Here is a 17,438-nt window from a genome sequence, read left to right as displayed (position 1 = left end):
TCAGTCGCCGCCGCCGTCGTACCCCGCCGCCGCCCTGCGCGCCGGCGAAACCGGCACCGTGGTGGTACGCGTGGATGTAGACGCCACCGGCTATCCGAACAACGCCACGGTGATCCAGCGCAGCGGTTCACGCGACCTCGACCGTGCCGCGACCGACGCCGTGCGCCGTTGGCGATTCACTCCGGCCCAGAGCAACGGCCAGGCCGTGCCTGGCAGCATTGAAGTGCCGTTCGACTTCAAGACGCAGTAACTGAACGCTCCCCAGCAGGCAAGCTGAACCCTGCCGGTGATGTTGACGCAACGCTGACACTTTCCGTCTGTGGCTCGGGCAACACTGCCCATGTCGTCCATTGACGGAAGGAGTTTGCGATGGCTGTTACCACCCACGAAGACCTTCATTCGCCGCGGTTGCAGCGGGACTCAAGCGTACAGCACAAGAACGCGTCGCCCTGGATGTGGATCGCACTGATCGTGGCGATGTTTGCTGCCGCCCTGCTCTGGCTGCGTCATTCCAGCCAGGAAGAGGTGGCACCTGCGCCGGTCGGCGAGCGCATGCTGCCGGCCCCCGAGCAGGCGGCGGTGACGGACGCAGCGGCGCCTGCTGCACGTCCGGCAACCCCGGCTACCGCTTCGCGGAAGGCCGCGCCGGTAGTGCGCAACCGTGAGGCCCGCCCGCTGGCCAGCAATCGCATGCCCACCTACCCCGCCGCCGCGCTGCGTAGCGGCGTGCAGGGCAGCGTGATCGCCAGCCTGAATGTGGATACCCGCGGCAATGTCGCCAACGCTGCGATCGTCTCGCGCAGCGGCGAGCGCAGTCGCGATCTGGATCGTGCGGTGCTCAGCACCGTGCAGAACTGGAAGTTCCAACCCGCGGTGCAGGATGGCCGCGCAGTAGCCAGCGTGGTGCGGGTCCCGGTGGATTTCCGTACCGAGCAGCGTTGATCGCGGACGAGGGGTTCGTGATGTTTAGACGGAGGCTTCGGCCTCCGTCCTTTTATGCGGAAAAGCGTGCCAGCCAAGGTTGGCACCTACCGTGCAATGCGATCCGCCGGGCGTGGCCCGGCGGTTGCGGTGCCGGTCAGGCCAGGTTGAACCCGGCGCTACGCGCCAGGCCGTCGAAGTTCGGGAACGACGTGGCGACGTTGGCGATGTCGTTGATGCGCACTTCGCCGTCACTGATCTGACCGGCAATGGCGAACGCCATGGCGATGCGGTGGTCACCGTGGCTTTCGATGGTGCCGCTGCCCAGGCGAACGCCACCATGCAGGGTGGCGCCGTCTTCGGTTTCGTCCACCTGCATGCCCAGCGCGCGCAGGCCGGTGGCCATCGCAGCAAGGCGGTCGGATTCCTTCACCCGCAGCTCGGCCGCACCGCTCACCACGGTCTGGCCTTCTGCGGCGGCGGCGGCCACGAACAGCGCCGGGAACTCGTCGATCATGTCCGGCACCAACGCTTCCGGAATGCGCGCGCCCTTGAGCGGCGCGTAGCGCACTACCAGGTCCGCCACCGGCTCACCGCCCTGCTCGGCCGGATTCTCTTCGGTGATGTCCGCCCCCATCAGGCGCAGCGCGTGCAGCAGGCCAGTGCGGCGCGGGTTCAGGCCGACCTGCTTCAGGCGCAGCTGTGAACCAGGAATGATGCTGGCGGCCACCAGGTAGAACGCCGCAGACGAGAAGTCGGCCGGCACCACGATGTCCGTGGCGCGCAGGCGCTGGCCGCCACGCAGGCGGGCCTTGCCCGGTGAAAATTCGATGTCCACGCCGAACGCCGACAGCATGCGCTCGGTGTAGTCACGGGTCGGATGCGGTTCCAGCACGCTGGTTTCGCCCTGCGCGTACAGGCCTGCCAGCAACACCGCCGACTTGATCTGCGCGCTGGCCACCGGCGAGGCGAAGTCGATGCCACGCAGCGTCTGGCCGCCATGCACGTGCAGCGGCGGCGTGCCGTCATCCTGGGTGTCGATCTTCGCGCCCATCTGCGACAGCGGGCCGGTGACGCGGCGCATCGGTCGGCCCGACAGCGACTCATCGCCGATCAGCGTGCAGTCGAACGCTTGGCCCGCCAGCAACCCGGCCAGCAGGCGCATGCCGGTGCCGGCATTGCCGCAGTCCAGCGGTGCATCCGGCGCTTTCAGGCCGTCGATACCGACGCCGTGCACGATGCGCTGCGACGGGCTGGAGGTTTCGATGCGCACCCCCAGCTGGCTGAAGATGCGCGCGGTCGCGCGGGTGTCCTCGCCTTCCAGGAAGCCCTCGATATGCGAGGTGCCATCGGCCAGTGCGGCGAACATCACCGAGCGATGCGAGACCGACTTGTCGCCGGGAATGGTCAGGCTGCCCTGCAGGGGCTGGCCCTTGCGGGCAATCCAGTGTTGCGCGTTGCTCATCGTTCGATCATTCCGTAAACACCGGCAGCGCCGGCGATGCATCAGGGAGCGGCGGCTGTTGCCGCCGCAGCAGCACTCAGGGCACGGCCACCGGGTAGGAGCCGAGCACCTTGATCTGCGCCGAGTGCGCTTCCAGTTCGGCCAAGGCAGCCTGCATCGGCGCGTCGTCGATGTGGCCCGCCAGGTCGATGAAGAAGCCGTACTCCCACTTGCCGTGGTGCGACGGCCGCGACTCGATGCGGTTCATGCTGATGCCGTGGCGGGCGAACGGGCTGAGCACGTCGAACAGCGCACCGGGCTTGTCATGGATGAACACCAGCACCGAGGTGCGGTCGTGGCCGGAGGTCGGGAAGATGTTGCGGCCCACCACCAGGAAGCGGGTGGTGTTGTCGGCATCGTTCTGGATCGGCTTGGTGACCACCTTCTTCAGGCCGTACACGTGGCCGGCACTCTCGCCGCCGATGGCCGCCGCGTCGTCGGCGTTGCGCGCACGGCGCGCACCCTCGGCGTTGCTCGACACCGGAATCTTCTCGGCCTTCGGCAGGTTGGCGCGCAGCCACGCCGAGGTCTGCATGAACGACTGCGGATGTGCGTAGATGCGCTCGATGTCCTCGATGCGGCCGCTGCGCGACATCAGGTACTGCTGCACGCGCAGTTCCACTTCGCCGCAGATCTTCAGGTTGGAGGTCAGGAACATGTCCAGGGTGATCTGGATGGTGCCCTGCCCCGAGTTCTCCACCGGCACCACGCCGAAATCGGCGTTGCCCGCTTCCACTTCCTGGAACACTTCCTCGATGCTGGCCATCGGCAGGCCCAGCGCGGAGCGGCCGAAGTGCTTGAGCACGGCCTGCTGGCTGAAGGTACCTTCCGGGCCCAGGTAGCCGATCTTCAGCGGCTCCTGCTGGGCCAGGCAGGCCGACATGATCTCGCGGTAGACGTGCACCAGCAGCTCATCGCTGAGCGGGCCTTCGTTGCGATCCACCACCATGCGCAGCACCTGCGCTTCGCGCTCGGGGCGGTAGTAGTCGACGGCGGCGGCGAGCTTGCCCTTGGCCTTGCCGACCTGATGGGCGAAGCGCGCGCGCTCGGCGATCAGGCTCTGGATGTCGCGGTCGATCTGGTCGATCTTCGAGCGCACATCGGCCAGCGCCAGCGGCGCCAGGGTGGGTGCCGGGTTCGAGGCGGCCTTGGCCTTGCCCTTCGCCTTGGCGGGCGCGCTGTCCTTGGCCGGTTCGGCCTTCTTCAGCGCCTTCTTGCTGGATTTGCTGCTTGCCATCGGAATTCCTTGTTGCGGGGCCCGCACCCGACGGTGCGCGCCGTTCATTGCTCAGCCGTGACGCTGCTGGAAATCGGCCATGAAGGCGACCAGCGCCTCGGCCCCGGCCAGCGGCATGGCGTTGTACAGCGAGGCACGGATGCCACCGACGACCTTGTGGCCCTTCAGCGCCAGCAGGCCGGCCGCCTTGGCCTCGGCCACGAAGCGGGCATCGAGATCGGCGTTGGGCAGGAAGAACGGGATGTTCATCCGCGAACGGGCCGCATGTGCAACTTCATTGCGGTAGAAGCCGCCGGAGCCGTCGATGGCTCTGTACACCAGCGCGGCCTTGGCGGCATTGCGCTTGGCGAATTCGGCCACGCCGCCTTCGGCCAGCATCCACTTGAACACCAGCCCGGCCAGGTACCAGTTCCAGGTCGGCGGGGTGTTGAGCATTGAATCGCGGGCGACGTGCGAGCGGTAATCGAAGATGTCCGCACGTGGCTGGCCACTGCGCTCGAGCAGGTCGCGACGGATGATCATCACCGCGATGCCGACCGGGCCAAGGTTCTTCTGCGCGCCGGCGTAGATCACGCCATAGCGGCGCACATCCAGCGGTTCGCTGGCGATGGACGAGCTGAAGTCGGCGATCAGCGGAACGTTGCCGGTATCGGGAGCATCACGGAACTCGACGCCGTGGATGGTCTCGTTGGCGGTGATGTGCACGTAGGCGGCACCGGGCGACAGCTGCCAGTCGGCACGCGCCGGCAGCGTGCGGTAGCCGTTGGCCTCGCTGCTGGCGGCGATGTTGACGTCGACGTAGACACCGGCCTGCTTGACCGCGGTCTTGCCCCAGTGGCCACTGACCACGTAGTCGGCACGCTGGCCCGGGGCGGCGAAATTGAGCGGGATCAGCGCCTGCTGGGTGGTGGCGCCACCGGACAGGAACAGCACCGCATAGTCGTCGGGGATGTCGAGCAGGCGACGCAGATCGGCTTCGGCCTCGGCGGCCACGGACATGAATTCCGCGCCGCGATGGCTCATTTCCACGATCGAAGCACCGGACCCGTGCCAGTCCAGCATTTCCGCCTGCGCCTGGCGCAGGACCGATTCCGGCAAGGTTGCAGGGCCGGCACTGAAGTTGAACGCGCGCGTCATGTCACACCTGTGGGGCAAGACCCCTAGTATGCCGCAGTGCACCAGCCTTGCGGCCTTGTGGCGCAAGGGAAATTTGGTTTCATTGGAATCCATTGGCCGCCCGCATGGCGCCGGTAGTCGCCGACCTTGGTCGGCGTACGCCGTCAGCCGTCATTCCCGCCGAAGGAGCGTGCCGACCAAGGTCGGCACCTACCGGAAGCGGGTGGACACACGCCACGTGGGTAGCGTCGGGCCATGCCCGGCGGATACGGGGTCAGCGCGCGCCGAACCAGAGCAGCAGGCTGAGCAGCGCAGCCAGCAGCAGCGCACTGACCAGCAGCCACGGCCAGCGCCGGACCTTGCGCGGCACGGCCGGCAGCACCGGCGCCTGCTCGGCGTCCTGGCTGGACTCGTCTTCATCCGGCAGCGGGCGCCGGCGCGGGTCATGCGGCACTTCCAGCACAAACCGGTGCTGGCCATCAAACACCACCTGGTCGCCGGCCTGCAGCCAGCAATGGCGCACGGCCACGCCATTGACGCAGGTGCCGTCGGCACTGCCCAGATCGCGCAGCAGCACGCGATCACCATGCACTTCCACGCGGGCGTGTCGTTCGGCGAAGGCCGGATCGTCAATAGCGATGTCAGCGTCGCCGCCGCGGCCGATCAGGCGGGCCCGCGACAGGGTGAAGCTGCGGCCGTGGTGCAGGCCGCCAACTCCGCGCAACAGCCGCTGCTGCTCGTCGCTGCCTTCCTCGTTCTTCGGCGCAGGCGCCTGCAGCAGGCTCTCGACTTCACCTTGCAGGACCATCTCCACGCCGTCCACATACACCGCATCGCCCGCACGCAGCAGCGCCATGCGCCGCACCGGTCGACCGTTCACATGAATGCCGCGGATCCCGTTGCCGACCTGCAGCCACAGGCCGCGATCATCCAGGCAGAACTGCGCCAGCAACAGGGCACCATGGCCGGCATCGCCGAGCCGCACACTGCCGTTGGCCTGGCGCACGATGCGTTGCACCCCGGGCCGCAGCGGCTGGTCGGGCTGTTGTTGTTGGCTGAAGTGAACAAGCAGGTTCTGCACGCGGCGCAGCCTAGCAGGTTGGTCGCCAACGAAGAAGAACCCAGGATGAGTGCTTGGCGCGGAGGCTCTCGATGCGCACAATGCTCGCCCTCATTGATCATCCCCGCCCTGCGCCAGGAGCCTGCATGTCCACCATCGATGTCCGCCACGCCCACGGCCTGCCCGACGCGCAGGCGCGCGCCGCGATCGAGCAGGTCGCCGCCAAGCTGTCCGAGCGCTTCGGCCTGAAGTCGTCGTGGACCGCCGATGTACTGAACTTCTCCGGCAGCGGCGTGGACGGCGCGATCGAACTGCAGCCAGGCGCCGTGCGCGTGACGGCCAAGCTGGGCTTCCTGCTGTCGGCGATGAAGGGCATGGTCGAAGGCGAGATACAGCGCGTTCTGAAGGAAAAGCTGGGCTGAACCCCGGCCGCGGCCATCACGGCCGTGCAACGCCACGGCGCGCTACTCTCGGGGCAGGCCCAACTCCCACGGGAACTGCGATGAACCACTACGAGAACGACGACCGCCGCAACGACGACGCCTCTTTCGGTGACCAGGCCGAGCGCTTTTCGCGCAAGCTGAGTGACTCGGCGCAGCAGGTGTGGCTGGCCGGTCTTGGCGCTCTCGGCCGTGCACAGGCCGAAGGCAGCCGCTTCTTTGACGGCCTGGTGAAGGAAGGCGAAGCCTGGGAAGCCCGCCGCCGTGAGCGCAGCAGCGAACAGGGCCCGGGCTGGCGTGATAACGTCGAGAGCTCGCTGGACGAAGCCCGCGAGAAGGCCTCGGGCACCTGGAACAAGGTCGAGAAGGCCTTTGATGACCAGGTGCAGGGCGTGCTCAAGCGGTTGCATGTACCCACCGCCGACGAAGTGACGGCGCTCGAAGCCCGCATCGATGCCCTGCACGCGCGCCTGGCCAAGCTGGAAAACCGCGCCGCGTCCGGCACCGACGCCCCTGCTCCGGGCAGCCATCAGTCGCCAGACAGCATTCCCTGAGCGCAATTGTTGCAATGCAATAAACTTTGATTGACAATCGCGAGCAACCCGCCAATCGCTTCGGCTGCCGTTTGTTCCCTCCCCTCACGGCTTCAGGATTGGCGGGTTTTTCGTGCCTGCTGTATTCCGAACTGGGCGTTCCATCACGCTTCCTGTCAGGAACCTCCTGACCCGGCCAGGTACCGCGACCTTTACACTGTCGTTCTCCGCTTTCGCCCCTTCCGCCCTACTCCTGCATGCTCCCCTGGATCCTGGCCCTGCTGTCGGCCCTGCTTACCTGTTCCCTGGCTGTTGTCTATCTGTGGTGGATCAAGCGGCGGCAGAAGGAGATGCAACTTGGCCTGCAGGCCCTGGCGGGGATGCACTGGCGAGAATTTTCGGTACTCGTCAAGCGCATGCTGCGCGAGCAGCGTGGCCTGCGCGAGCTGGTCGATCCGGCCGAAGATGCCCGCGAGCCGAGCAGCGACTTCCTGCTCAGCGACGGTCCCAACCAGTGGCTGGTGTCATGCAAGCACGGCCTGGCCTACCGTATCGGCACTGCCGCAGTGAACGAACTGGGGGCGGCCGCGCGCCTGGCCGGTGCGAAAGGTGGCGTGCTGCTCACGGAAGGCCGGATTGAGCGCGATGGCCGGGCAGCTGCCGAGAAGCAGGCGGTCGAGGTACTGGACGGCCCGCGCCTGTGGCCGCTGCTGCAGCCCTACCTGCCGGGTGACATTGAAATGCGTGTGCGCGCCACTGCCCGCCATGAAGCCCTGCGCCGCATCGCCATCGCCGGCCTGGGATCAATCACGCTGGGGCTGCTGGTCGGCCTGGGCCTGCAGGGCCTGCGCGTGGACGACGCCGCACCCACTGCCGACGCATCGGTAGTGCCAGCGCCAGCGCCAGTGCCAGCGCCGGCCCCTGCTCCGGCCGCTACCGCTGCACCTGCCCCCGGAGCATCCCCGAGCACGCCCGCCACCGCGACCTCGTCGCCGCAGGGTGTGGCCGCGCCGGCGGCCGACCCACGCAGCAATCCCAACCCGGATGCGGCCACCCTGGATCGCTACCAGGCCGATCTGGCCCGCGCCCTGGCTGGCAAGCCCGGCATCGCCAGCGGTGTCTGGCTGACCCGGCAGACGCTGGCGATCAACCGCACCGGCGAACTGGACGCGGTGTGGCCGCTGGTCTGCGAGGAAGTGCTGCACTACCCCGCCCTGCGCAACGTGCGCATCCAGCTCAATGCCCGCCCCGGTGTGGACGAGCCGGTGCGCTGGCGGCAGTGCGCTACGTATTGATGGGGCAGCATCCACGCATGGCGTGGATCGACCGAAGGTTCTCACGCATCACGTAATCCCAACCGGGATTCAGTGTTGCACGACATGCGTGGATACGCCCTACCGAGCCCCCGGCGCGAAGCGCGCGACCAGGTCCCAGGCGTCGCCGAGGAACATCTGGCGCACGCGGGTGATCGGCTGTTCGCCACGCCAGGTCAGGCGTTCGATCACCAGGCAGGCGGTACCGGGCTTCACGTCCAGCAGCCTGGCGGTGGCAGTGTCCGCCCCCCAGGCGCTGATGCGGTGCTGGGCGCGGGTCCACGATACGTTCTGCAGCAGCCAGCTGCCCGGCGCGGTGGTACTGAAATCGACCTCCAGCACCTCGGGCACCCCCACCGGGCTGATCAGCCGATGCTCCAGCGCCAGCGGGCGGCCGTCGGCCAGATGCAGGCAGCGCATCGCCAGCAGTTTCTCACGGCCCGCCAGCTCTACCTCGCCGGCATTGCCGGGATCGGCCAGGCGCAGTTCCCGTTGCAGCAGGCGATAGGCGTACTGATGGCCGCGCGAGCCCACCTCCATCGCGATATCGGGAATCTCCAGCGCCACCTGTTCCAGGTGCGGCGGCTGCCGCGCCACGAATGAACCGGCGCGACGGCGGCGCTCGATCATGCCGCTCTCGGCCAGTGCAGTCAGCACCTTGTTCACGGTCATCCGCGAGCAGCCGTACTGCTCCATCAGCTCGTGCTCGTATGGAATCCGGAAGCCCGGCGCCCACTCTCCACTGAGGATGCGGCTTTCCAGATCGCTGCGGATACGCTGGTTGAGCGTGGCGGACTTGCTGGCCTTCACGTAATGGGGTCTCGGTAGCGGGAGGCGATCAGCCCAGCACGCCGCGCAGGGCGGCGGCGAAGGCGGTGGTGATCGCCTCGCGCTGCAGGTGGCGGCCCCCGGCCACGCATTGGCGGCCATGGCGCCAGACCGATCGCAGCGCGCCATTACGTGCGGCGAACACCCAGCTGTCAAGCCATGCGTCATCCTGTCGCGCCTGCAGCGCGGGATGCCCGGCATCCAGTTCGACCAGGTCGGCACTGGCGCCGACCTGGAGGCCAGCGGGCACGCCCAGCGCCTGTGCACCACCGAGCAGGGCGCCTTCAAACAGGAAGCGACCGGTGCTGCGGGTGGCATCCGGCGCCAGCACGTTGCGACCGCGCAGGGTCAGCCGCTGGCCATATTCAAGCAGGCGCAGTTCTTCGGCCGCATCGATCAGCACATTGGAATCGGAGCCGACGCCGAAGCGTCCGCCCTCGCGCGCGAATGCCTGCATCGGGAACAGGCCGTCGCCCAGGTTGGCCTCGGTGATCGGGCACAGGCCGGCCACGGCCTGGCTGGCCACAATGGCCGCGCGCTCGTCATCGGTGATGTGGGTGGCATGCACCAGGCACCAGCGCGCATCCACCGGCGCATGGTTGTACAGCCACTGCACCGGCCGCTGGCCGCTCCAGGCCAGGCAGGCCTCGACTTCGCGCACCTGCTCGGCGATATGGATATGCACCGGGCCGTCGGTCAGCGGCAGCAACGCCCCCAGTTCCTCGCCGGTGACCGCGCGCAGGCTGTGCGGGGCGATGCCGAGCACCGCATCAGGCAGCGCGGCCAACGCCGGCTTGGCGGCATCCAGCAACTGCGCGAAGCCGTCCACGTCGTGGATCAGGCGTCGCTGCGCGGGGTTCGGCGGCGCCCCGCCGAAATCGGCATGCGCATAGAACACCGGCAGCAGGGTCAGGCCGATACCGGTCTGGTCGGCAGCGGCCGCGATCCGCGCACTCATTTCAGCGCGGTTGGCATAGGCATGGCCATCGGCGTCGTGGTGCAGGTAATGGAACTCGCCGACGCGGGTGAAGCCGCTTTCCAGCATTTCCATGTAGGCCTGGGCAGCAATGGCCTGCACCGCGTCCGGGCGCAGATGGGCCAGGAAGCGGTACATCAGCTCGCGCCAGCTCCAGAAGCTGTCACCGTCACCGCCGCCGATCTCGGTCAGGCCGGCCATGCCGCGCTGGAACGCGTGGCTGTGCAGGTTGGGCAGGCCCGGCACCAGGATGCCGACGCGGGCGTCGCCCGCCTGCGCGCCCTGCCCCGTGCTGATCGCCGTGATGCGACCGTCCTGCACCTGCAGGCGGACATCGCGGGCCCAGCCCTCGGCCAGCAGGGCGTGGGTGGCATGGAAACTGAGCAGGGAACGCGAATCGGTCATGGCTGGACAACCCGAAATGGACGCCTATATTGTATAGACATATAAGCACAGCCGCGTTGTGGATGCCATGCACGTCGACACCCTCTGGTCCAACGTTCACCTGATCACCCTCGATGGCGAGGGCCTGGGTGTCATCCGCGATGGCGTACTGGCCTGCGCCGAGGGCCGCATCGTCCACGTCGGCGCTGCCGGCAGCGATGCGCACCTGCAGCCGACCACCCGCATCGACGGCGAAGGTCGCTGGATCTCGCCAGGCCTGATCGACTGCCACACCCACCTGGTCTACGCCGGCAACCGCGCCAACGAATTCGAGCAACGCCTGCAGGGCGTCAGCTATGCCGAGATCGCCCGCGCCGGCGGCGGCATCGTCTCCACCGTGCGCGCCACCCGCGCTGCCACGCCCGAGCAACTGGCCAGCGAGAGCCGCCCGCGCCTGCTGGCGATGCGCGCCGAGGGCGTGACCACGATCGAGATCAAGTCCGGCTACGGCCTGACCCTGCCCGACGAACGCAAGCAGCTGCAGGTTGCACGCACGCTGGGCGAGCAATGCCGGGTCAACGTGGTGACCACCTTCCTCGGCGCGCACGCGATTCCGCCGGGCCGCGAGGCACAGGAGTACACCGACGAGGTGTGCGACGTGATGATTCCGGCCATCGCCGCGGAAGGCCTGGCCGAAGCGGTGGATGTGTTCTGCGAAAACATCGCCTTCTCGCCGGCGCAGGCGCGGCAGGTCTTCGAAGCGGCGCGCGCGCATGGGCTGCCAGTGAAGATCCACGCCGAACAGCTGAGCAACCAGCATGGCGCCGAACTGGCCGCCAGCTTAGGAGCACTGTCGGCCGACCATATTGAACATCTGGATGACGCCGGCATCGCCGCGATGGCCGCCGCCGGCACCGTGGCCGTGCTGCTGCCGGGCGCCTTCTACTTCACCCGCGATACCACCCTGCCGCCGATCGCTGCATTGCGCGCGGCCGGCGTGCCGCTGGCGCTGGCCACCGACAGCAACCCCGGCACTTCGCCGCTGACCAGCCCGCTCCTGGCGATGAACATGGGCGCCACCCTGTTCCGCCTGACCGTGGACGAGTGCATCGCCGGCTTCACCCGTGAAGCGGCGCGCGCGCTCGGACGCAGCGACCGCATCGGCCGCCTCGCCGTGGGCCTGGACTGCGACCTGGCGATCTGGGACATCGATGCCCCCGCCGACCTGGTCTATCGCATTGGATTCAACCCGCTGCACGCGCGCGTGGTGCGCGGGCAGCCCGACCTGCCTGCCTCCTGGAGCAACACATGAGCAACACCCTGGTTCTTCGCCCCGGCCATGTCACTCTCGCCCAGTGGCGGCAGGTCTATCGCGGTGCGCCGCTTGCACTGGACCCGGCCGCGCTGCCGGTGGTGCGCGCCAGCGCTGCGGCGGTGGCCGCCATCGTCGCCAAAGGCGCACCGGTGTATGGCATCAACACCGGCTTCGGTAAGCTGGCCAGCGTGCGCATCGAGCGCGAAGACCTGGCCACCCTGCAGCGCAATATCGTGCTCTCGCACGCTGCTGGCGTGGGCGAACCGATGCCGGCCAACGTGGTGCGGTTGATGATGGCGCTGAAGCTGGTCAGCCTGGCGCAAGGCGCATCGGGCATTCGCGAGGAAACCCTGCTGCTGCTCGAAGCGATGCTGGTCAAGGGCGTGTTGCCCGTGGTGCCGGCACAAGGCTCGGTGGGTGCTTCCGGCGATCTGGCACCGCTTTCGCACCTGGCCAGCGTGATGCTGGGCGTGGGCGAAGCCTACATCGGTGACGAACGCCTGCCCGCAACCGACGCACTGGCGCGTGCCGGCCTGCAGCCGATTGACCTGGGCGCAAAGGAAGGTCTGGCCCTGCTCAACGGCACCCAGTTCTCCACCGCCTATGCGCTGGCCGGCCTGTTCGAGATCGAGACCGTGTTCCAGGCCGCACTGGTCACCGGCGCGTTGTCGGTGGAAGCAGCCAAGGGTTCCGACACGCCCTTCGACCCGCGCATCCACGCGATCCGCGGCCAGCGCGGGCAGATCGCCACCGCCGCCACCCTGCGCACGCTGATGCAGGGCTCAGGCATCCGCGAATCACACCGTGACAACGACGTGCGCGTGCAGGACCCGTACTGCCTGCGCTGCCAGCCGCAGGTGATGGGGGCGGCGCTGGACATCCTGCGCCAGGCCGCGACCACGCTGGAAATCGAAGCCAACGGCGTGTCCGACAATCCGCTGGTGTTCACCGATACCGGCGAAGCGCTGTCCGGCGGCAACTTCCACGCCGAGCCGGTGGCCTTCGCCGCCGACATGCTGGCGATGGCGGTGTGCGAGATCGGTTCGATCAGCGAGCGCCGCCTGGCGATGCTGGTCGATCCGGCGCTGTCCGGCCTGCCCGCCTTCCTGACCCCACGTCCCGGTTTGAATTCCGGTTTCATGATTCCGCAGGTGACTGCTGCCGCGCTGGTCTCGGAAAACAAGCAGCGCGCCTACCCCGCCAGCGTTGACTCGATCCCGACCTCGGCCAACCAGGAAGACCATGTGTCGATGGCCGCGCACGGCGCACGCCGGCTGATGCAGATGGCCGAGAACGCCGCCAACGTGATCGGCATCGAGCTGCTGGCCGCCGCGCAGGGCTGTGATTTCCATGCGCCGCTGCGCTCCAGCGCCGCGCTGGAAACCGTGCGCGCCACGCTGCGTGCGCAGGTGCCGACGCTGGAAGAAGACCGCTACTTCCATCCGGACATGGTGACCGCCACGAATCTGGTGCGCAGTGGCGCGCTGGCGCAGGGCCTGACCGACCTGCTGCCAACCGTGGAACCGCAGGCATGAATACCCATCCCGACTGGCTGACGGTGCACGAGGGCAACGCCCCCCTCATCGTCAGCTTCCCGCATACCGGCAGCGAGCTGCCGCACGACCTGATCGGCGACTATCACTCTCCGTGGCTGGCACGCCGCGATGCCGACTGGTGGGTGCACGAGCTGTACGACTTCGTGCGCGGCATGGGCGCGACCACGGTGCGCTCGGCGATCTCACGTTCGGTGATCGACCTCAACCGCGATCCCAGCGGCGCGTCGCTGTACCCGGGCCAGAACACCACCGGCCTGTGCCCGCTGACCACCTTCGACAACCAGCCGCTGTACCACGCGGGCCGCGAGCCGGATGACGCCGAGATCGCGCGGCGCCGCGACACATATTTCCTGCCCTACCACGATGCGCTGGCCGCACAGATCACCCGCCTGCGCGCGCAGCACGGTACGGTGGTGGTGTACGACGCGCATTCGATCCGCTCGCATATTCCGCACCTGTTCGATGGCGAGCTGCCGCAGTTCAACCTCGGTACCGCCGGGCCGTCCGGCGCACCCGACACGTCCTGCGACAACGCCTTGAGCGATGTTGTGGAAAACCTGCTGAAGATCAGTGGCATGAGCCAGGTGCGCAACGGCCGCTTCAAGGGCGGCTGGATCACCCGCCACTACAGCAACATCGCCGGTGGCGTGCACAGCCTGCAGATGGAACTTGCCTGCCGTGGCTACATGCACGAGCCCCTGCCGGACCAGGTGGACGAACACAGCTGGCCCACCCCGCTCGACCCCGACCACGCCGCGCCGTTGCGCCACACCCTGGCGCAGGTGCTCAACGCCTGCCTTGAATTCGCTACGAACCGGAGCGCCGCATGACCCGCAACGACCCGTCCCGCACCATCGCCGCGCCGACCGGCACCACGCTCAACGCCAAGAGCTGGCTGACCGAAGCACCGCTGCGCATGCTGATGAACAACCTGCACCCCGATGTGGCCGAGCGCCCGCAGGAACTGGTGGTGTATGGCGGCATCGGTCGTGCCGCGCGTGACTGGGAGAGCTTCGATGCCATCGTCGAAACGCTCAAGCGCCTGGATGACGACCAGACCCTGCTGGTGCAGTCGGGCAAGCCGGTGGGCGTGTTCCGCACCCACGCCGACGCGCCGCGCGTGCTGATCGCCAATTCCAACCTGGTACCGCGCTGGGCCAACTGGGACCACTTCAACGAGCTGGATAGAAAGGGCCTGGCCATGTACGGCCAGATGACCGCAGGCAGCTGGATCTACATCGGCGCGCAGGGCATCGTGCAGGGCACCTACGAGACCTTCGTGGAGATGGGGCGCCAGCATTTCGGTGGCGACCTGACCGGGAAGTGGCTGTTCACCGGCGGCCTCGGCGGCATGGGCGGTGCACAGCCGCTGGCTGCCGTGATGGCCGGCGCCTCCTGTCTGGCCGTCGAGTGCCGCAAGAGCAGCATCGACATGCGCCTGCGCACCGGCTATCTGGATACCTGGACCGACAATCTTGACGAAGCGCTGCGCATGATCGAGGAGTCGTGCAAGGCCGGAACGCCGAAGTCGGTGGGCCTGCTCGGCAACGTTGCCGACGTGCTGGCCGAACTGCTCAAGCGCGGCGTGAAGCCGGACCTGCTGACCGACCAGACCTCCGCGCACGACCCGGTGAACGGCTACCTGCCGCAGGGCTGGACCGTCGAGCAATGGGACGAGAAGCGTGTCTCTGCACCGAAGGAAGTGGAAAAGGCCGCGCGTGCTTCGATGGCCAATCACATCCGCGCCATGCTCGGCTTCCACGCACTGGGCGTGCCCACCGTGGATTACGGCAACAACCTGCGGCAGATGGCGCTGGAAGAAGGCGTGGAGAACGCGTTCGACTTCCCCGGCTTCGTGCCGGCCTACATCCGCCCGCTGTTCTGCCGCGGCGTCGGCCCGTTCCGCTGGGCGGCACTGAGCGGCGATCCGGAAGACATCGCCAAGACCGATGCCAAGGTGAAGGAACTGATTCCGGACAATCCCCACCTGCACCGCTGGCTGGACATGGCCGCCGAGAAGATCAAGTTCCAGGGCCTGCCGGCGCGCATCTGCTGGGTCGGCCTGGGTGATCGCGATCGACTCGGACTGGCGTTCAACGAGATGGTCGCCAACGGCGAACTGAAGGCGCCGGTGGTGATCGGACGTGACCACCTGGACAGCGGCAGCGTGGCCTCGCCAAACCGCGAAACCGAAGCGATGGCCGACGGTTCCGATGCGGTGTCCGACTGGCCGCTGCTGAACGCCCTGCTCAACACCGCCAGCGGCGCGACCTGGGTCTCGCTGCATCACGGTGGCGGCGTGGGCATGGGCTTCTCGCAGCACGCCGGCATGGTGATCGTCTGCGACGGCACCGAGGCGGCGGCCAAGCGGATTGGCCGCGTGCTGTGGAACGACCCGGCCACCGGCGTGATGCGCCATGCCGATGCGGGCTATGAGATCGCGATCGACTGCGCGAAGGAGAAGGGGCTGGATCTGCCGGGGATTCTGGGCTGATCGCAGGGGTGCCCGCCCGCGGCCCGCACTGCCGCAAGGCACCTGTAGAGCCGAGCCATGCTCGGCTCAATGCTTCCAGGGTCACGACGCCTGACCGGAAGGCAGCCGAGCATGGGCTCGGCTCTGCATGCTTGACCCAGTGTCCGACGCTGACCAACATGCGCCATCACCGCTGATGGATGACCGCGATGTACCGCACGTTCGCTGCCGCATTGCTCTGCACGCTATTGTTGATTCCGTCCGCTTCGGCGCGTGACGTCCCCGTCGCTCTCTCTACCCAGCTCGACACCCAGCTGCAGACCAACCGTGAACGCTACGGCATCGCCGGCCAAGCGGTACTGGTCGCACACAACGGCCAGGTGCTCTATCAGGGCGCCAGCGGTGAACGTGATCCCGCTACCCATGCACCGGTCACCGTCGATACCATCTTCGCCGCGCAGTCGATGGCCAAGCTGCTGACCAGCACGCTGGTGATGCAATTGGTGGATCAGGGCAAAGTAGATCTGGATGCACCAGCCAGCCGCTATGTGCCGGACCTGCCCACAGCATGGCAGGCGATCCACGTGCGCGATTTCCTCAACCACAGCTCAGGTATCGGTGAGTACTACGACCGCGTGAACAACCGCTGGGTGAGCAAGGGCTACCTCGGTGTAGCGCCTGACCTTGGCGCTGCACTGAAGGTGGCCGGCGCGACACCGATGCAGTTCGCCACGGGCAGCCGCGTGCAGTACACCCAGGCCAACTACCTGGTGCTGGCCGCGTTGCTGGAAACGCACTACCGCAGGCCCTACCCGGCCATCGCACGCGAACGCATCCTGCAGCCGCTGAAGATGGCCAGCACCTCGTGGGGCGTGGCCAGCGTGCCGGCGCAGCGTGCGGCGGTGGCCTACATCGGCAAGGACGGCACCTTGCAGCCGGCCAATGAGGATCCCTGGCCGGACTACGGCTGGGGCCACGCCGACCTGCAGACCACCGTGGGCGACATGAACCGCTTTCTGCAGGCACTGGCCACCGGCAAGCTGCTGCGCACGGCCACGCTGGAAACGCTCTGGCAACCACAGATGTTGAGCGGAGGCGGCAGCAATTTCTTCTCCACCGGCTGGGACACCATCCGCAGTGATGGCTACACCCAGGTCGGTCACGATGGCGGCACCCGTGTACGTGCGCGGCTGGCCTACAAGGGCACGCTGGCCAGCGGTTACTGGGTGTTCGTGTACCTGACCAACGGCAGCGCGCGCAATGTGTGGTCAAGCACGCTGGTGGAGAGCACGATGGCAGTGGCCGCACCCGGGGAGTTTCCGCATGCGGTGTTGCTCGAGCGCTTGATTGCCTATGCGCTGGATGACAGCGCCGATGCGAAACCGCAGATGCGTAGCTGGCTGCGCGACAGCAATGGCGTTCCCACCGGCGAACTGGAGCGCGCGATCAATGCCGATGGCTACGCCATCCGCGAGAGTCTGGGTGCTGGCAAGGCGCTGAAAGTGTTCACGCTCAACACCGAGTTGTATCCGGATTCGGCCAACGCGTGGGACAGCCTGGCCGAGTGCCATGCGACATTGGGCGAAAGGGAAGCGGCTGATCGGCTGTATGCGAAGGCCAAGGCGCTGGCGAAGCCCTCGCCGTAACCTGCTGTAGAGCCGAGATCCTATGTTCGTGGTCAAGCCTGCTGGAAGCAGGCTTGACTCACTTTCAGCATGGCCGGGTCAAAGTCCCGGCCGCTCTTGAAGACGCCCCAAGCGATCCTGGCCAGCTTTCTGGCCA

At 67.5% G+C, this 17,438-nt stretch carries 16 protein-coding genes; 10 read left to right on the top strand and 6 right to left on the bottom strand.

Annotated elements, in window-relative coordinates; genetic code table 11:
- Together O0J15_RS17430 and O0J15_RS17425 are read left to right on the top strand one after the other, a co-directional pair.
- Positions 1 to 250, top strand: a 250-nt coding sequence (locus tag O0J15_RS17430) for an energy transducer TonB (protein ID WP_308306025.1), incomplete at its 5' end; no start/stop codon positions are given.
- Positions 251 to 369: 119 nt separating this feature from the next.
- On the top strand, positions 370 to 942 hold the full coding sequence (locus tag O0J15_RS17425) for an energy transducer TonB (protein ID WP_308306024.1): 573 nt from the start codon (positions 370 to 372) through the stop codon (positions 940 to 942).
- Between the two features lie 136 nt (positions 943 to 1,078).
- Here O0J15_RS17425 and aroA read toward each other — a convergent pair whose 3' ends face one another.
- The 4 genes from aroA to O0J15_RS17405 all read right to left on the bottom strand — a co-directional run bounded on the left by aroA (position 1,079) and on the right by O0J15_RS17405 (position 5,859).
- On the bottom strand, positions 1,079 to 2,386 hold the full coding sequence (gene aroA, locus O0J15_RS17420; protein ID WP_308306023.1) for a 3-phosphoshikimate 1-carboxyvinyltransferase: 1,308 nt from the start codon (positions 2,384 to 2,386) through the stop codon (positions 1,079 to 1,081).
- Positions 2,387 to 2,462: 76 nt separating this feature from the next.
- The gene (pheA, locus tag O0J15_RS17415; protein ID WP_111102607.1) at positions 2,463 to 3,662 is read right to left on the bottom strand and encodes a prephenate dehydratase; all 1,200 of its coding nucleotides are present in this window, start codon (positions 3,660 to 3,662) and stop codon (positions 2,463 to 2,465) included.
- Between the two features lie 51 nt (positions 3,663 to 3,713).
- Entirely contained in the window at positions 3,714 to 4,799 is a 1,086-nt protein-coding gene (gene serC / locus O0J15_RS17410) for a 3-phosphoserine/phosphohydroxythreonine transaminase (protein ID WP_207049161.1), read from the bottom strand.
- A 253-nt stretch (positions 4,800 to 5,052) separates the two neighbouring features.
- On the bottom strand, positions 5,053 to 5,859 hold the full coding sequence (locus tag O0J15_RS17405) for an FHA domain-containing protein (RefSeq protein WP_019660328.1): 807 nt from the start codon (positions 5,857 to 5,859) through the stop codon (positions 5,053 to 5,055).
- A gap of 125 nt (positions 5,860 to 5,984) precedes the next feature.
- Between O0J15_RS17405 and O0J15_RS17400 the strand changes: the two genes are divergently transcribed.
- The 3 genes from O0J15_RS17400 to O0J15_RS17390 all read left to right on the top strand — a co-directional run bounded on the left by O0J15_RS17400 (position 5,985) and on the right by O0J15_RS17390 (position 8,106).
- Positions 5,985 to 6,260 carry a polyhydroxyalkanoic acid system family protein gene (locus O0J15_RS17400; RefSeq protein WP_019660329.1) on the top strand — a complete coding sequence of 92 codons (276 nt, stop codon included), beginning with the start codon at positions 5,985 to 5,987 and terminating at the stop codon, positions 6,258 to 6,260.
- 80 nt (positions 6,261 to 6,340) lie between these two features.
- Positions 6,341 to 6,832, top strand: a complete 492-nt coding sequence (locus O0J15_RS17395) for a phasin family protein (RefSeq protein ID WP_134730832.1) — start codon at positions 6,341 to 6,343, stop codon at positions 6,830 to 6,832.
- A gap of 236 nt (positions 6,833 to 7,068) precedes the next feature.
- Positions 7,069 to 8,106 carry a restriction endonuclease gene (locus tag O0J15_RS17390; protein ID WP_134735918.1) on the top strand — a complete coding sequence of 346 codons (1,038 nt, stop codon included), beginning with the start codon at positions 7,069 to 7,071 and terminating at the stop codon, positions 8,104 to 8,106.
- A 99-nt stretch (positions 8,107 to 8,205) separates the two neighbouring features.
- Here O0J15_RS17390 and hutC read toward each other — a convergent pair whose 3' ends face one another.
- Positions 8,206 to 8,934, bottom strand: coding sequence for a histidine utilization repressor (gene hutC, locus O0J15_RS17385; protein ID WP_074724833.1), 729 nt, complete (start codon positions 8,932 to 8,934; stop codon positions 8,206 to 8,208).
- 28 nt (positions 8,935 to 8,962) lie between these two features.
- Positions 8,963 to 10,333, bottom strand: coding sequence for a formimidoylglutamate deiminase (locus O0J15_RS17380; RefSeq protein ID WP_308306022.1), 1,371 nt, complete (start codon positions 10,331 to 10,333; stop codon positions 8,963 to 8,965).
- 67 nt (positions 10,334 to 10,400) lie between these two features.
- Here O0J15_RS17380 and hutI point away from each other — a divergent pair, with 67 nt between their 5' ends.
- The 5 genes from hutI (at position 10,401) to O0J15_RS17355 (ending at position 17,302) form a co-directional block, all read left to right on the top strand.
- The gene (hutI, locus tag O0J15_RS17375; RefSeq protein ID WP_308306021.1) at positions 10,401 to 11,624 is read left to right on the top strand and encodes an imidazolonepropionase; all 1,224 of its coding nucleotides are present in this window, start codon (positions 10,401 to 10,403) and stop codon (positions 11,622 to 11,624) included.
- Positions 11,621 to 13,162, top strand: a complete 1,542-nt coding sequence (hutH, locus tag O0J15_RS17370) for a histidine ammonia-lyase (RefSeq protein ID WP_171952790.1) — start codon at positions 11,621 to 11,623, stop codon at positions 13,160 to 13,162. The genes hutI and hutH overlap by 4 nt, the downstream gene beginning before the upstream one ends.
- The gene (gene hutG / locus O0J15_RS17365) at positions 13,159 to 14,013 is read left to right on the top strand and encodes an N-formylglutamate deformylase (RefSeq protein WP_308306020.1); all 855 of its coding nucleotides are present in this window, start codon (positions 13,159 to 13,161) and stop codon (positions 14,011 to 14,013) included. The genes hutH and hutG overlap by 4 nt, the downstream gene beginning before the upstream one ends.
- Positions 14,010 to 15,677, top strand: a complete 1,668-nt coding sequence (hutU, locus tag O0J15_RS17360; protein WP_308306019.1) for a urocanate hydratase — start codon at positions 14,010 to 14,012, stop codon at positions 15,675 to 15,677. Before hutG ends, hutU begins: the two co-directional genes overlap by 4 nt.
- A 188-nt stretch (positions 15,678 to 15,865) precedes the next feature.
- Entirely contained in the window at positions 15,866 to 17,302 is a 1,437-nt protein-coding gene (locus tag O0J15_RS17355; protein WP_308306018.1) for a serine hydrolase domain-containing protein, read from the top strand.
- Positions 17,303 to 17,438: the final 136 nt, after the last annotated feature.

Source organism: Stenotrophomonas sp. Sm10 (genome assembly GCF_030985515.1).
Taxonomy (GTDB): domain Bacteria; phylum Pseudomonadota; class Gammaproteobacteria; order Xanthomonadales; family Xanthomonadaceae; genus Stenotrophomonas; species Stenotrophomonas hibiscicola.
Note: the sequence above shows the minus strand (reverse complement) of the source record. Positions and strands in the feature narration are given on the sequence as shown.

What these genes read in the sequence shown, in the direction of transcription:
- hutH (WP_171952790.1), top strand. Translation starts at nt 11,621, where the DNA reads ATGAGCAACACCCTGGTTCTTCGCCCCGGCCATGTCACTCTCGCCCAG.
- O0J15_RS17395 (WP_134730832.1), top strand. Translation starts at nt 6,341, where the DNA reads ATGAACCACTACGAGAACGACGACCGCCGCAACGACGACGCCTCTTTC.
- hutI (WP_308306021.1), top strand. Translation starts at nt 10,401, where the DNA reads ATGCACGTCGACACCCTCTGGTCCAACGTTCACCTGATCACCCTCGAT.
- hutG (WP_308306020.1), top strand. Translation starts at nt 13,159, where the DNA reads ATGAATACCCATCCCGACTGGCTGACGGTGCACGAGGGCAACGCCCCC.
- aroA (WP_308306023.1), bottom strand. Translation starts at nt 2,386, where the DNA reads ATGAGCAACGCGCAACACTGGATTGCCCGCAAGGGCCAGCCCCTGCAG.
- O0J15_RS17390 (WP_134735918.1), top strand. Translation starts at nt 7,069, where the DNA reads ATGCTCCCCTGGATCCTGGCCCTGCTGTCGGCCCTGCTTACCTGTTCC.
- hutU (WP_308306019.1), top strand. Translation starts at nt 14,010, where the DNA reads ATGACCCGCAACGACCCGTCCCGCACCATCGCCGCGCCGACCGGCACC.
- pheA (WP_111102607.1), bottom strand. Translation starts at nt 3,662, where the DNA reads ATGGCAAGCAGCAAATCCAGCAAGAAGGCGCTGAAGAAGGCCGAACCG.
- O0J15_RS17380 (WP_308306022.1), bottom strand. Translation starts at nt 10,333, where the DNA reads ATGACCGATTCGCGTTCCCTGCTCAGTTTCCATGCCACCCACGCCCTG.
- O0J15_RS17400 (WP_019660329.1), top strand. Translation starts at nt 5,985, where the DNA reads ATGTCCACCATCGATGTCCGCCACGCCCACGGCCTGCCCGACGCGCAG.
- O0J15_RS17355 (WP_308306018.1), top strand. Translation starts at nt 15,866, where the DNA reads ATGTACCGCACGTTCGCTGCCGCATTGCTCTGCACGCTATTGTTGATT.
- serC (WP_207049161.1), bottom strand. Translation starts at nt 4,799, where the DNA reads ATGACGCGCGCGTTCAACTTCAGTGCCGGCCCTGCAACCTTGCCGGAA.
- O0J15_RS17425 (WP_308306024.1), top strand. Translation starts at nt 370, where the DNA reads ATGGCTGTTACCACCCACGAAGACCTTCATTCGCCGCGGTTGCAGCGG.